The sequence below is a fragment of the Streptomyces altiplanensis genome (assembly GCF_053591575.1).
In genome coordinates, this window is the sequence record NZ_JBSFUB010000008.1 from 47171 (window position 1) to 59870 (window position 12700).

Here is a 12700-nt window from a genome sequence, read left to right on the forward strand (position 1 = left end):
GAAGTCCTAGGAGGCGGTACGTCCGCGCCGCGCCAGCAGCCGGATCGCGCCGTCGCCGATGAGCTGCACCACGGTCACGATCGCGATCAGGATGACCACGGTGACGAGCATGAACTCGGTCTCGAAGCGCTGGTACCCGTACGTGACGGCCTTGGAGCCGAGGCCCTCGCCGCCGACCGCGCCCGCCATCGCCGAGTAGCCGACGAGCACGATCACGGTCGTGGTGACGCCGGAGATCAGGGACGGCAGGGCCTGCGGGAGGAGCACCTTGAAGACGACGGTCGGTACGCCGCCGCCCATCGCCTGGACCGCCTCGACCAGGCCGTGGTCGACCTCGCGGATCGCGGTCTCGACGAGCCGGGCGAAGAAGGGGATGGCGCCGATGGCGAGCGGCACGATCATCGCGCTGGGGCCGATGAAGGTGCCGACGACCAGTGTCGTGAAGGGGATCAGGGCGATCAGCAGGATGATGAACGGCAGCGAGCGGCCGATGTTCACGATCACGCCGACGACCTTGTTGACGGCCACGTTCTGGAGCAGTCCGCCCTTGTCCGTGAGGACGAGCAGGATGCCGAGCGGCAGGCCGCCGGCGACCGAGACGACGGTGGACCACAGCACCATGTAGAGGGTGTCGATGGTTCCCTGCGTCAGCAGCGGCTGCATCTCCGACCAGTTCACTTGGCACCTTCCTTCACCAGGGCGGGGGCGGCGGTCTGCGCCGGTACGTTCGCGGACTCCTCGTCGACGACTTCCACCTGGAGCCCCTGCTCGCGCAGGAAGCCGACGGGGACGACGTTCTCCTCGTACCGGCCGGGCAGCTCGATGCGCATCCGGCCGATCTGCTTGCCGCCGACGGTGTCCATCGCGGCGCCCAGGATCGAGATGTCGATGTTGTACGTACGGGAGAGCTGGGAGATCACCGGCTGCGTGGCGGCCTCGCCGTGGAAGGTGACGTCGACGACCGTGCGGCCGGGGCCCGACGCCTGGCCGCCCACCGGGAAGAGTTCGTGCGCCAGCTCGGAGCCGGGTGTCGCCAGGAGCTCGCCGACCGTGCCGGACTCGACGATCCGGCCCTTCTTCATCAGCGCGGCCGAGTCGCAGACCGTCTTGACGACGTCCATCTCGTGCGTGATGAGCAGGACGGTCAGGCCGAGCTGCTGGTTGAGGTCGCGCAGCAGCTGGAGGATCGAGCGGGTGGTCTCGGGGTCGAGTGCCGAGGTGGCCTCGTCGGAGAGCAGCACCTTCGGGTCGCCGGCCAGGGCGCGGGCGATGCCGACGCGCTGCTTCTGGCCGCCGGAGAGCTGGGCGGGGTAGGCCTTCGCCTTGTCCGCGAGACCGACCAGGTCGAGCAGGTCCAGCGCCTTGCGGGAGCGCTCCTGTCCGGACACGCCGAGGATTTCCAGCGGCAGCTCGACGTTGTCCTTCACGGTGCGCGAGGACAGCAGGTTGAAGTGCTGGAAGACCATGCCGATGCGGCTGCGCGCCTCGCGCAGTTCCTTGCCGGCGCGGCGGCCCCGGCCGGCGAGCGCGGTGAGGTCCTGGCCGTCGACGGTCACCGTGCCGGCGGTGGGGCGCTCCAGCAGGTTGACACAGCGGATGAGGGAGGACTTGCCGGCGCCGCTCTGGCCGATGACTCCGTACACCTCGCCCTCGCGGACGTGCAGGTCGACGCCGTCCAGGGCGGTGACTTCGCGGCCACGCGATGGATAGACCTTGGTGAGGCCCGTAGTGGTGATCACAGGGTTTCCGTCACTGTCGAGTGCGCGGCGCAGTGTCCGCCGGGCACGGGGCATTCGTCTTGTGGACGTGGCACGGCTGGGTCGGTGGGTACCGGGAGGCAACGCGTGCGCGGGGCGGGCCCGGTCCTTCGAGTACGGACGCACTCGGGCGGACACGGGGCGGGCTGTCGGGTCTCGCTTCGGGGCGCGAGGCTCAGGCAGGGGCCCTCAGAAGGCGCACATTCGACACATACAACGAGCACCGGGCGTCATCGTCGCCTCGGTCGCAAGGGTGCGGCTGCTCGTCGTGGTCATGCGATGAGTAAACCAGACGCAGGTACGCGCCGATCAGCGCTGTCCGTATAGCGGACACTTCTGTCTCGCGGTGGATCGTGGCCTGAGTGCGCTCAGTCCTCCGCGACGATCTTCACGCCGCCGTCCGTGGCCTGCACGGACACCGCCGAGAGATTCTCCACGACGATGTCCGCGACCAGCTGCGAGCGGTCGTGTGTTGTGGCCAACGCCACGGTCTTCATCCCCGCCGCGCGGCCGGCCCGCAGCCCGGCCGGCGCGTCCTCGAAGACCACGCAGCGCGCCGGGTCGACCCCGAGCCTGCGGGCCGCCAGCAGGAAGGGCTCGGGGTCGGGCTTGCCGCGCGTGATGTCGTCGGCGGCGATCAGCGTCCTGGGGTGGATGCCGACCTCGGCGAGGCGCGCCCCGGCGAGCCTGCGGGAGGCCGAGGTGACCACGGCCCAGCGCTCGGCGGGCAGTGAGGCGAGCAGTTCCGCGGTGCCGGGAAGGATCACGACGCCCCCGGCCACGTCCTCGACCTCGAGCTGTTCGATACGGGCCACCGCGCCCGGCACCACGTCGGCGGGCAGCAGGTCCGCGGCGATCTCCGCCGCGGGGCGGCCGTGCAGCTCCACGGCCGCGAACTCCTCCGCCGATATGCCGTACTCCTGTGTCCAGCGGGTCCAGCAGCGGATCACCGACTCCATGGAGGAGAGCAGCGTTCCGTCGTTGTCGAACAGCAGGGCCTCGGCGTCGATCTTCATGGTGCCCGACCCTACGCCCGGCCGTGTGCCCGCCCGTACGCCCGCCCCTGCGCTCACCCGCCGCCCGGCCCGTAATACGCTCGTCGTCATGCTTGACGCCCTGACGGTCACGGTCTCCGTGGCCGCGCTCGCACTTGCCGCGTGGTGCGGTTACGCCGCTTATCGCGATCAGCCCACCAAGGACTGGCACTTCATCGGCATGGCCGTGGTGTCCCTGCTCGCGCTCGTCCAGCTGGTGGTCGGCATCGTGCAGCTGGCACGCGGCGAGAAGCCGGACCAGGGCGCGGTGATCTTCGTTTCGTATCTGGTCGGGGCGCTCGCGGCGGTGCCCGCGGCCGGCTTCCTCTCCCTGGCCGAGCGGACCCGCTGGGGCTCGGTGACGGTCGCGGCCGGCGCGGTCGTACTGGCCGTGCTCGAAGTCCGGCTCCACGACATCTGGGGAGGGTGAGGATGAGCGAGCCCGTCGCCGAGGAGGAGCGGAACCGCGCCCGCACCCGGCTGGTGAAGGGACCCGGGCTGCTGCTGGTCTGGCTGTACGGCGTCATGTCGGTCGGCGCCGTTTCCCGTTCGGTCTACCAGATCGTCACGGAGTACGGCCGGGCGCCGCTCGCCTACACGTTGTCCGCCGTGGCTGCCGTGGTCTACGCGTTCATCACGTACACGCTCGTGCGGGGCGGCGAGACCGCGCGCAGGGCGGCGCTGGTGTGCTGCGCGGCGGAACTCGTGGGTGTGCTGGTGGTGGGGACGTGGACGGTGATCGAGCCGTCCGCGTTCCCGGACGCCACCGTCTGGTCGGCGTTCGGCAGGGGGTACCTGTTCATCCCGGTGCTGCTGCCGGTCACGGGCTTGCTGTGGCTGCGGAAGGCGCGGCGCGGGTAGCGGACGCCCTGCGGGGCCCCGGGTCCCTGGTCCCGGTCGCCTGGTCCCGGTCGCCTGGTCCCGGTCGCCTGGCGGGCCGGAAAGTCCGGCCCGCCCGGGATCGGGGACACGCCCGGTGGGCGCCCTACGCGCTCGCGACGTACGCCTCGGCCGCCGTCTCCTTCTGGAGGGTGACCAGGGAGAAGCCCGGGGCGATCTGCTCGGTGGCGACCGGGGCGTAACCGTGGCTGCGGTACAGCCGCAGGTTGCCCTCGCTGCGGTGACCGGTGAAGAGCTGGAACCGCTTGGCCGCGGGCTCCCCGGCGAAGTACTCCTCGATGGCGTCGAGCAGCCGGCCGCCGAGCCCGTGCCGCTGCATCCGGGGGTGCACGATGAGCTTGGCGATCCGGGCGGTCCCCGCCTCGTCGACGGCTGCGCGCACCGACGCGACCACCTCGTCGCCGAGCCGGGCCACCAGGGTGTGGCTGCGGCCGAGTTCGGCCCGCAGGTCGTCGAGCGTCTGGGTGAGCGGCTCGATGGTGTAGTCGCCGTAGAGCTCGGCCTCGCTCTGGTAGCACAGGTACTGCAACTTGAGGATCTGCTCGGCATCCTGCGCCGTTGCCGCTGAGATGGTCACGCTCATGCCCATGTGTGCATGCCTCCCGCTCGCCTGATACGCCGGTTGCTTATCGCTCCCTTCCCCTTTGCCCAGGAGCTGCAACCTCCGCCGCGAGCATTCTGCGCAGGCATCCCAGGCAACGGGAACGCATCGGCCCCAAACTGCCTTGTGACATTCCCAACTCCCCTGCGATTTCCTGGTAGGTGGGGTCGGCCGGCGACAGCATCGCGTCCAGCAGCCGCGGGCACCTGCCGGGCAGTCTGCCGACGGCCTCGCGCAGCACGCGGCGCCGCTCCGCGGTCAGCGCCGCGCGTTCCGGGCAGGCGGTGTCCGTGGTCGCGGCGGGCGGGGCGGGGTGCGGCAGTTCGCGCCGCGTCGCGCGGCGGGCCAGGCGCGCCTCGTCCCGTACGGCGCGCAGCAGCCAGTCCGCCGGGTCGGGCGGCGGGCCCGCTCCGTCCAGGAGTTCGAGGAGCCGTAGCCATACGGTCTGTTCGAGGTCGCCGGGATCGACTCCCCCGCCGGCCGCCTCCGCGCCGGCCTCGGCGGCCAGCAGGGGGCGCAGCGTGCTGAAGAGGTGGGACGACACGGCCCGGGACGGGACGGGCGGAGCGGGCGGGGCGGCGGGCGCGGTGGGGGTCATGCCAGGCGGGACGTGCCGTCGGCGGCCGGCGGTTGCCGCACGGCGGGACCGTCACCCGTCCGTGGGCATCCGCCGCCCCGCCGTGTGTCAGCGGCGCGTGAAGTCGGCGGCCGCCAGCAGTGCCGTGTCCGGGTGGTCGGAGAAAATCCCGTCGATGCCCTGCTCGAAGTACACCTTGAGGGCCCCGAAGGCGTCTCCGTACGCCGCCGGGTCGGTACCGCGCCTGAAGTCCGCGGGCAGGAAGGTGTTCTCGTTGCGCATCGTGTATGGGTGGAGGATCAGGCCCTGCGCGTGCGCGTCCCGTACCAGCGTCGTCGGCTTGCCCAGCCTGCCCGCCGCGTCCCTGGGGATGATCAGGTTCAGGGTCGGGCCGATGCCCTGGGCGAAGCCGGCGATCCACTCCAGGCCCTCGGGCTCGATCAGGTCGGCGACGGTGCGCGGGTCGTTCGCCCGGACGAAGTCCCAGGGCCTGCTGGACGCGGCGTCCAGCAGGACGACGCGCGGAGCGGCGACGAGCTCCGCCATGCGCCGCATGCTGCTGGGCTCGAAGGACTGGAGGAAGTTCGGTGCGTCCTTCTTGTGGCGGCCGTACTTGCGCAGCAGCCTGGCGAGCGGTTCTTCGAGGCCGAGGCCGAGACCGCGGAAGTAGGTGGGGTGCTTGGTCTCGATGTGGAGCCAGATCCGCCGGCCGCGGGCCCGCCCTTCCCGTTCGGCCCAGCGCAGCACCTCTTCGAGGGTGGGAACGGTCCAGCGGCCGTCGTACAGCGTGTTCTGCCGCCGGGTGCCGGGGATCCGCTCCTTGGCGCGCAGCGTCTTGAGCTCGGCGAGCGTGAAGTCCTCGGTGAACCAGCCGGTCAGGGAGACGCCGTCGACGGACTTGGTCGCCTTGCGGTCGGCGAACTCGGGGTGTGCCGCGACGTCCGTGGTCCCCGTGATGTCGTTCTCGTGGCGGCAGACGAGGTGCCCGTCCTTGGTGGGGACGAGGTCCTGCTCGATGACGTGCGCGCCCATGTCCAGGGCCAGCTGGTACGAGCCGATGGTGTGCTCGGGGCGGTAGCCGCTGGCTCCGCGGTGCGCGACGACGGTCGGTACGGGCAGGTCGCGGTAGCCACCGCGGCCCTTGCCGCCGTCGGCTCCCGCCGTACCCGGCAGCCCGAGGGTGACGCCGCCCGCACCGAGTACGGCCGCGCCGAGCCCGGCCACGCCGAGAACCGTGCGCCGCCCGGGGTCCGTCTGTCCGCCCTGTGTCATGAACGTTCCTCCTGTGGTGTCCCGTACCCGCCGAAAGCGAAGGCCCGATCGTAGGCGCCTACGTCTTACGCGGACGAGGCTCTGGACGGAACGCAGTGGAAACACACGTCAACACTGCGTATCGAAGTGATGAACCCGATGTGCGGTCGGGCGGGGCCCGCGAGTATCGTCCTCACCTGCACAGATTTCGTCCAGAAAAGAATCAGGCCAGGCCAGGCAGGCCCGCCCGGCCACGACACCGGAGGAACCGTTGTCCCGTCTCGCGCTCATCAAGGCAGTGCTCGGACCGATCCTGCGCCTGATGTTCCGCCCACAGGTGGAGGGCGCCCAGAACATCCCCGGGACCGGACCGGTCATCCTGGCGGGCAACCACCTCACGTTCATCGACTCGATGATCATGCCGATCTGCTGCGACCGGCAGGTCTACTACATCGGCAAGGACGAGTACGTCACGGGCAAGGGGCTCAAGGGCCGGCTGATGGCCTGGTTCTTCACCAGCTGCGGCATGATCCCGGTGGACCGGGACGGCGGCCGCGGCGGCGTCGCGGCGCTGATGACGGGCCGCCGGGTCCTCGAGGAGGGCAAGATCTTCTCGATCTACCCGGAGGGCACCCGTTCCCCCGACGGCCGCCTCTACCGCGGCCGTACGGGCATCGCCCGCCTGACGCTGATGACCGGCGCTCCGGTCGTGCCGTTCGCGATGATCGGCACGGACAAGCTCCAGCCGGGCGGCGCCGGCCTGCCGCGCCCCGGCAAGGTGACGGTGCGCTTCGGCGAGCCGATGGAGTTCTCGCGCTACGAGGGCATGGACCGCGACCGCTATGTGCTGCGCGCGGTCACGGACTCGGTGATGGCCGAGGTCATGCGGCTGTCCGGCCAGGAGTACGTGGACATGTATGCGACCAAGGCGAAGGCCGCCTGAGGCGGCGTCACCGTAGTACGCGAAGGGCCGGGGCACCGACAAGGTGCCCCGGCCCTTCGCGTACACCTGCCGCGCGTCACGGGATGTCGTCGACGATGCCCTTCGCCAGCTTCTGGCCCCGCAGCATGAACGACGCGGCGACCGCTGTCGCCAACAGCACCACCGACCCCACCCACGCGCCCGCCTGGAAGCCGTCCGTGAACGCGTCCTGCGCCGCCGCGACGAGCGCGGCGGCCTGGTCGGCCGGGAGGGACTCCGCCGCCTCGACGGCTCCGCCCAGGGAGTCGTGCGCGGCGTCCGCCACGTCGGCGGGGGTGCCCTGGGGCACCCTGAAGCTGCGGTAGATGCCCGTCACGATCGAGCCGAGCACCGCGATGCCGAGCGCCGCGCCCAGTTCGTACGCCGTCTCGGAGACGGCCGACGCGGCTCCCGCCTGTTCCTTGGGGACGCTGGAGAGGATGACGTCGGCCGTCACGGTGAAGGCCAGGCCCGCCCCGATGCCGCCGACGATCATGGCCGCGACCAGCATCGGCACGCCGGTGTCGGCCGTGACGACGGTGCAGGTCAGCAGGCCGAGCCCGAGCGCCACCAGGCCACCGGAGACCGCGATGCGGACCGACAGCCTGCGCGCCACGTACCCTGCGGCCAGTCCGGCGACCACCGCGCCGGCCGCCGCGGGCAGTTCGATGAGGCCCGATTCCAGCGGGGTGCGCCCCTGGACGAGTTGCAGGAACTGCGAGAGGAAGAAGACCAGGCCGGACAGGCCGAGGATGGTCAGCAGGTCGGCGAGGACCGCGCCGGAGAACCCCCGGTGGTGAAAGAGCCGCATGTCCAGCAGCGGCGAGGGAAGCGTGAGCTGGCGCCGTACGAACCAGAAGAGCGCCGCCAGTCCGGCCAGCCCCGTGAGCCCGCTGTCCCAGGCGAGACCGTGCGCGGCCGTCTCTTTGACGGCGTACACGAAACAGATGATGCCGACGAGCGAGAGCCCGACGCTGAGCAGGTCCCACGGGCCCGGCGACGGGTCCTTGGATTCGGGCAGCAGCTTGATGCCGACGAGGACCAGGACCAGCATCACCGGCACGTTGATGAGGAAGACCGAGCCCCACCAGAAGTTCTCCAGGAGGAAGCCGCCGACGACCGGGCCGACGGCCGCGCCGGCCGAGGCCGCCGCGCCCCAGATGCCGATGGCGAAGCTGCGTTCCTCGGCGTCGTGGAAGATGTTGCGGATCAGCGCGAGCGTGGACGGCATCAGCGTCGCACCGGCCACGCCGAGCAGCGCGCGGGCGAGGATCATCATTTCCGGGCTGGTGGCGTAGGCGTTGAGCACGGAGACCGCGCCGAACGCGACCGCGCCGGTCAGCAGCAGTTTCTTGCGGCCGATCCGGTCGCCGAGGCTGCCCATGGAGACGAGCAGGCCGGCGATGACGAACGAGTAGACGTCGCCGATCCACAGCAACTGGGTGCCGGAGGGCTGGAGGTCCTCGCTGAGGAAGGGGGTCGCGAGGCCGAGCACGGTCGCGTCGACGGCGACCAGCAGCACGGCGAGGACGAGGACGCCGAGCGCCAGCCAGCGGCCGGGATGGTGGACGGCGCTCCGCGCCACCTGGTGCCGGCCGCTACTCGTCATTGCTCTACGTTCCGACGTGCTCCGCCGAGCAGCAACTCGACGATCATGTACTGGAAGTCCTTCGCGGCCACCCGGCCGTCCTGGACGGCCCACGCGCCGGTGCCGATGAGCCCGTACAGTGCCTCGGTCAGCCAGGCCGGGGTGAGGTCGATCCGGAACTCGCCCTGCTGCTGTCCGCGCCGGAAATGCGCGGAGACCCGCGCGTCCAGACGGCCCCATCCCTCGTTGACGTGGGCGCCCTCGAAGAGCTGGTTCTCGGTGACGAGGAAGGCGAGCAGGCCGGCGGCGGGCTCGATCTCCGCGATGAGGCGGCGCAGCCCTTCCTCGGCGGACCCCTCGTCGAGCCGGGCGGCGTCGAGCGCCGCCTCGAACTCGCGGATGCCGAGCACTTCGAGCGCCTTGACCAGGGCGTCCCGCCCGGCGAAGTGGCGGTGCAGGGTGGCCCGGCCGATGCCGGCCGCCCTGGCGACCTCGTCCATGGTCGCGGTCGCCCTGCGGGAGAGGAGGGCGGCCGCGGTGCGGAGCACCTGCTCGCGATCGACAGTCATGGGACGACCATAACCCCGAATGAGACATCAGTGTCTCGCAAGGTCATGACGCGCACGCCCCGCGCAAGCGGTGCCCAGCGGTTCGCGGGCGGGCTCGCGCGGGGAGGGGCGTCCGGGTGCCCCCGGCGGCGTCCAGTGGCATCCGGCGGCGTCCGGAACGGCTCAGCTCTTGGCGGTGGCCCAGGCGTGCTGGGCGGCCAGGTCGGCCTTCACCTCGGCGAGCTGGACCGCGACCGCGGAGGGGGCGGTGCCGCCGCGGCCGTCGCGCGAGGCGAGGGCGCCCGCGACGTTCAGGACGGTACGCACCTCGGGGGTCAGGTGCGGGGAGATCTTGGCGAACTGCTCGTCGGTGAGCTCGTCGAGCTCGATGCCGTGCCGCTCGCACTCCTTGACGCACTCGCCGGCGACCTCGTGCGCGACCCGGAACGGCACGCCCTGCCTGACCAGCCACTCGGCGATGTCGGTGGCGAGCGAGAAGCCGGCCGGGGCCAGTTCCTCCATGCGTTCGCGGTTGACGGTGAGCGTGGCCATCATGCCGGTGAAGGCGGGCAGCAGGACTTCGAGGGTGTCGCAGGAGTCGAAGACCGGCTCCTTGTCCTCCTGGAGGTCGCGGTTGTACGCGAGCGGCAGGGCCTTCAGGGTCGCCATGAGGCCGGTGAGGTTGCCGATGAGGCGGCCGGACTTGCCGCGCGCGAGCTCGGCGATGTCCGGGTTCTTCTTCTGCGGCATGATCGACGAGCCGGTGGAGAAGGCGTCGTGGAGGGTGACGAAGGAGAACTCCTTCGTGTTCCAGATGATGATCTCTTCCGCGATCCGGGAGAGGTTGACGCCGATCATCGCGGTGACGAAGGCGAACTCGGCGACGAAGTCGCGCGACGCCGTGCCGTCGATGGAGTTGGCCGAGGAGCCGTGCTCGAAGCCGAGGTCGGCGGCGACCGCCTCCGGGTCCAGGCCGAGGGACGAACCCGCCAGGGCCCCCGATCCGTACGGCGACACGGCCGTCCGCTCGTCCCACTGGCGCAGCCGCTCGGCGTCCCGGGACAGGGACTGGACGTGGGCCAGGACGTGGTGGGCGAAGAGGACGGGCTGGGCGTGCTGGAGGTGCGTACGGCCCGGCATGGCGACGTCCGGGTGCGCCTCGGCGAGACCGACGAGCGCGTCCTGGAGGTCGGCGATCAGGCCGCCGATGATGCGGGCGTGGTCGCGCAGGTACATCCGGAAGAGCGTGGCGACCTGGTCGTTGCGGGACCGGCCGGCGCGCAGCTTGCCGCCGAGGTCGGCGCCGAGCCGCTCCAGGAGCCCGCGCTCCAGGGCGGTGTGCACGTCCTCGTCGGCGATGGTGCCGGTGAAGGAGCCGTCCGCGACGTCGGCCTCCAGCCGGCCGAGACCGGCCAGCATGCGGTCCAGCTCGTCCTCGGTGAGCAGCCCCGCCTTGTGGAGCACGCGCGCGTGGGCACGCGAACCGGCGATGTCGTACGGTGCCAGCCGCCAGTCGAAGTGGACGGAGGCGGACAGCTTGGCGAGGGCCTCGGCGGGCCCGTCGGCGAAGCGGCCGCCCCAGAGCCTGACGTCACCGTTGTTGCTGCTCACAGCTACTGCTCCTCAAGGGTGGGGATGTGCGGCCTCCCCGCCGCGGCGGGCCGGGGAGGCGACTGTCGAACGAGTTCTGGTGGTGCCGGGTCACGTCAGGTCGTGCCTGCGGATCACGCCGTGCGGCGACTCGCCGGGCTTTTGGCCGGTGACGACGGCGCGGCCACCGTGCAGGGCCATCCGGACGTCGCCGGTGGCGTGCCCGCCGGCCCCGATACGGCGACGGAGGTGCCCCGGCCGCCTGAGCAGGCGAGTGCGACGCGCTCGGTCACGGGCTTCTCCTTGCGATGCATGCAGCGATAGGCATAAGTATGCACTCCACCGTATGTTTCGTCAATGCCGCCCCGGGTCCCGGCCCGCGGCACGCTCCGGGGTCCCGCCCCCCGAATGCACCCGGTCGACGGGCGGCCGCCGCTTCGAACGCCGAAGGTGGAGGAGGAACAGCCGTCGGCAGCCGTAAGGAGCAGTGGACACCTATGACGCGACCGAAGATCCTCGTGGTCGGCGCGGGTTTCGCCGGGGTCGAGTGCCTGCAGCGGCTGGAACGGAAACTGTCTCCCGGCGAGGCCGAACTGGTGCTGGTGTCACCGTCGGACTACCAGCTCTACCTTCCGCTGCTGCCGCATGTGGCGGCCGGGGTCCTCACCCCGCAGTCCGTCGCGGTGTCGCTGCGCCGCCGGCTGCGCCGCACCCGCATCTGCCCCGGCGGCGCCATCGGCATCGACGCCAAGGCCAAGGTGTGCGTGATCAGGAAGGTCACGGGCGAGGTGGTCGCCGAACCGTACGACCAGCTCGTCCTCGTCGCCGGATCCACCACCCGGACCTTCGACATCCCGGGCCTGAAAGAGCACGCGCGCGGCATGAAGTCCCTGGCCGAGGCGGCGTGGCTGCGCGATCACGTCATCGCCCAGCTCGACATCGCCGCCGCCACCTCCGACGAGGCCGACCGCGCGGCGCGGCTGCAGTTCGTGGTGGTCGGCGGGGGTTACGCCGGCACCGAGACCGCCGCCTGCCTGCAGCGCCTCACCTCCGCCGCCGTCAGGCGCTACCCGCGCCTGGACCGCGCGCAGATCAAGTGGCACCTGGTGGACGTGGCCCCGCGGCTGCTGCCGGAGCTCGGCGAGAAGCTGGGCGAGAAGGCCATGGCGATGCTGCGTTACCGGGGCATCGAGTTCTCCCTCGGCACCTCGGTCGCCTCTGTGGACGCGACCTGCGTCAAGCTCACCGACGGCCGTACGCTGCCGTCGCACACCCTGATCTGGACCGCCGGAGTCGCCGCGAGCCCCCTGGTGGCCACGCTGGGAGCGGAGACCGTACGCGGCCGTCTCGCCGCCACGCCCCAGCTGACCGTCCCCGGCTTCGACGGCCTGTTCGCGGCGGGCGACGCGGCAGCGGTCCCCGACCTCGCGAAGGGCGGTGACGCGGTGTGCCCGCCGACCGCCCAGCACGCCCAGCGCCAGGGCAAGGCCCTGGCGTCGAACATCGTCGCCCGGCTGCGCGGCATGCCGCTGAAGCCGTACATCCACAAGGACCTCGGCCTGGTCGTGGACCTCGGCGGCAGGGACGCGGTCTCCAAGCCCCTGGGCATGGAGCTGCACGGTCTTCCCGCCCAGGCGGTGGCCCGCGGCTACCACCTGCTGGCCCTGCCCACCATGACCGCCAGGACCCGGGTCGTGACCAACTGGACGCTCAACGCCGTCGCGGGCGACGACTTCGTCCGTACGGACTTCCAGTCCCGGCGGGCGGGCACCCTCCAGGACTTCGAGAACACCTCCGTGTACCTCACCCCGGACCAGGTCCGCGAACACAGCAGGCCGCTGGCGGCCAGGTCCTAGACCGTTCCACCAGGTGAAATCCTGCCCCCGGCGGGCA

General features: G+C 71.4%; 13 protein-coding genes. 4 read left to right on the forward strand and 9 right to left on the reverse strand.

What is annotated here, in order from left to right:
- Positions 1 to 6: 6 nt before the first annotated feature.
- From ACWD0Y_RS05795 to ACWD0Y_RS05805, 3 genes are all read right to left on the reverse strand, one after another.
- The gene (locus ACWD0Y_RS05795) at positions 7 to 678 is read right to left on the reverse strand and encodes a methionine ABC transporter permease (protein ID WP_093801805.1); all 672 of its coding nucleotides are present in this window, start codon (positions 676 to 678) and stop codon (positions 7 to 9) included.
- A complete protein-coding gene (locus tag ACWD0Y_RS05800; RefSeq protein WP_450259206.1) occupies positions 675 to 1739 on the reverse strand; it encodes a methionine ABC transporter ATP-binding protein in 1065 nt (354 codons plus the stop codon). Before ACWD0Y_RS05800 ends, ACWD0Y_RS05795 begins: the two co-directional genes overlap by 4 nt.
- Before the next feature lie 386 nt (positions 1740 to 2125).
- Positions 2126 to 2773, reverse strand: a complete 648-nt coding sequence (locus tag ACWD0Y_RS05805) for an HAD family hydrolase (RefSeq protein ID WP_450259207.1) — start codon at positions 2771 to 2773, stop codon at positions 2126 to 2128.
- An 88-nt stretch (positions 2774 to 2861) separates the two neighbouring features.
- On the opposite strand from ACWD0Y_RS05805, the gene ACWD0Y_RS05810 reads away from it, so the two are divergent.
- Both ACWD0Y_RS05810 and ACWD0Y_RS05815 read left to right on the forward strand, forming a co-directional pair.
- Positions 2862 to 3221 (forward strand): hypothetical protein, encoded by a 360-nt coding sequence (locus ACWD0Y_RS05810; RefSeq protein ID WP_093801802.1) that lies wholly within the window; start codon positions 2862 to 2864, stop codon positions 3219 to 3221.
- Between the two features lie 2 nt (positions 3222 to 3223).
- The gene (locus ACWD0Y_RS05815) at positions 3224 to 3652 is read left to right on the forward strand and encodes a hypothetical protein (protein WP_450259208.1); all 429 of its coding nucleotides are present in this window, start codon (positions 3224 to 3226) and stop codon (positions 3650 to 3652) included.
- 124 nt (positions 3653 to 3776) lie between these two features.
- On the opposite strand, the gene ACWD0Y_RS05820 is transcribed toward ACWD0Y_RS05815, so the two are convergent.
- From ACWD0Y_RS05820 to ACWD0Y_RS05830, 3 genes are all read right to left on the reverse strand, one after another.
- Positions 3777 to 4280, reverse strand: coding sequence for a GNAT family N-acetyltransferase (locus ACWD0Y_RS05820; protein ID WP_450259209.1), 504 nt, complete (start codon positions 4278 to 4280; stop codon positions 3777 to 3779).
- Between the two features lie 37 nt (positions 4281 to 4317).
- A complete protein-coding gene (locus ACWD0Y_RS05825; RefSeq protein ID WP_450259210.1) occupies positions 4318 to 4890 on the reverse strand; it encodes a sigma-70 family RNA polymerase sigma factor in 573 nt (190 codons plus the stop codon).
- Positions 4891 to 4977: 87 nt separating this feature from the next.
- Positions 4978 to 6141, reverse strand: a complete 1164-nt coding sequence (locus ACWD0Y_RS05830) for a glycerophosphodiester phosphodiesterase (protein ID WP_450259211.1) — start codon at positions 6139 to 6141, stop codon at positions 4978 to 4980.
- Positions 6142 to 6391: 250 nt separating this feature from the next.
- Here ACWD0Y_RS05830 and ACWD0Y_RS05835 point away from each other — a divergent pair, with 250 nt between their 5' ends.
- Positions 6392 to 7063, forward strand: a complete 672-nt coding sequence (locus tag ACWD0Y_RS05835) for a lysophospholipid acyltransferase family protein (RefSeq protein WP_069929641.1) — start codon at positions 6392 to 6394, stop codon at positions 7061 to 7063.
- 76 nt (positions 7064 to 7139) lie between these two features.
- On the opposite strand, the gene ACWD0Y_RS05840 is transcribed toward ACWD0Y_RS05835, so the two are convergent.
- The 3 genes from ACWD0Y_RS05840 to argH form a co-directional block, all read right to left on the reverse strand.
- Positions 7140 to 8690, reverse strand: a complete 1551-nt coding sequence (locus tag ACWD0Y_RS05840; protein ID WP_450259212.1) for an MFS transporter — start codon at positions 8688 to 8690, stop codon at positions 7140 to 7142.
- The gene (locus tag ACWD0Y_RS05845; protein ID WP_450259213.1) at positions 8687 to 9238 is read right to left on the reverse strand and encodes a TetR/AcrR family transcriptional regulator; all 552 of its coding nucleotides are present in this window, start codon (positions 9236 to 9238) and stop codon (positions 8687 to 8689) included. The genes ACWD0Y_RS05840 and ACWD0Y_RS05845 overlap by 4 nt, the downstream gene beginning before the upstream one ends.
- Before the next feature lie 162 nt (positions 9239 to 9400).
- Complete coding sequence (argH, locus tag ACWD0Y_RS05850; RefSeq protein ID WP_450259214.1) at positions 9401 to 10828, reverse strand: argininosuccinate lyase; 1428 nt, start codon at positions 10826 to 10828, stop codon at positions 9401 to 9403.
- Positions 10829 to 11304: 476 nt separating this feature from the next.
- On the opposite strand from argH, the gene ACWD0Y_RS05855 reads away from it, so the two are divergent.
- On the forward strand, positions 11305 to 12663 hold the full coding sequence (locus tag ACWD0Y_RS05855) for an NAD(P)/FAD-dependent oxidoreductase (protein WP_450259215.1): 1359 nt from the start codon (positions 11305 to 11307) through the stop codon (positions 12661 to 12663).
- Positions 12664 to 12700 lie beyond the last annotated feature (37 nt).

Bases quoted from the DNA above. Each gene is read 5' to 3' on its own strand.
- ACWD0Y_RS05830 (WP_450259211.1), bottom strand. From the start codon at position 6,141: ATGACACAGGGCGGACAGACGGACCCCGGGCGGCGCACGGTTCTCGGC.
- ACWD0Y_RS05840 (WP_450259212.1), bottom strand. From the start codon at position 8,690: ATGACGAGTAGCGGCCGGCACCAGGTGGCGCGGAGCGCCGTCCACCAT.
- ACWD0Y_RS05855 (WP_450259215.1), top strand. From the start codon at position 11,305: ATGACGCGACCGAAGATCCTCGTGGTCGGCGCGGGTTTCGCCGGGGTC.
- ACWD0Y_RS05825 (WP_450259210.1), bottom strand. From the start codon at position 4,890: ATGACCCCCACCGCGCCCGCCGCCCCGCCCGCTCCGCCCGTCCCGTCC.
- ACWD0Y_RS05815 (WP_450259208.1), top strand. From the start codon at position 3,224: ATGAGCGAGCCCGTCGCCGAGGAGGAGCGGAACCGCGCCCGCACCCGG.
- ACWD0Y_RS05845 (WP_450259213.1), bottom strand. From the start codon at position 9,238: ATGACTGTCGATCGCGAGCAGGTGCTCCGCACCGCGGCCGCCCTCCTC.
- ACWD0Y_RS05810 (WP_093801802.1), top strand. From the start codon at position 2,862: ATGCTTGACGCCCTGACGGTCACGGTCTCCGTGGCCGCGCTCGCACTT.
- ACWD0Y_RS05820 (WP_450259209.1), bottom strand. From the start codon at position 4,280: ATGGGCATGAGCGTGACCATCTCAGCGGCAACGGCGCAGGATGCCGAG.
- ACWD0Y_RS05805 (WP_450259207.1), bottom strand. From the start codon at position 2,773: ATGAAGATCGACGCCGAGGCCCTGCTGTTCGACAACGACGGAACGCTG.